We start from the raw sequence: 285 nt of genomic DNA, 5'->3' as shown, positions 1-285 counted from the left end.
CTCCTTCCTTGACATCCATTCTCATCAGGTGATACTGTTTGTTTAGCACTCTACGGGGTAGAGTGCTAGGTGAGTAAGTTATGCTTGATACAAGAAAAAAGGCGATTCTTTTTGTAGCCGTACAGGAATATATTCTTACAGCCGAGCCGGTAAGCTCGCAAAGGCTGGTTGAGAAATACCAACTTGGTGTAAGCTCGGCCACAGTTCGTAATGAGCTTGCCTTGCTTGAGTATCTGGGGTATCTTAGGCAGCCGCACACCTCTGCGGGACGTATCCCCACCGATA

General features: G+C 47.7%; 1 pseudogene. It reads left to right on the top strand.

Features of this window, described 5'->3' with window-relative positions:
* Nucleotides 1-80 precede the first annotated feature (80 nt).
* Nucleotides 81-285 (top strand): annotated as a pseudogene (locus COY37_RS05420) (heat-inducible transcriptional repressor HrcA); the annotation flags it as partial.

It is taken from the genome of Candidatus Aquicultor secundus (assembly GCF_002791875.1).
Lineage (GTDB): Bacteria > Actinomycetota > Aquicultoria > Aquicultorales > Aquicultoraceae > Aquicultor_A > Aquicultor_A secundus.
Note: the sequence above shows the minus strand (reverse complement) of the source record. Positions and strands in the feature narration are given on the sequence as shown.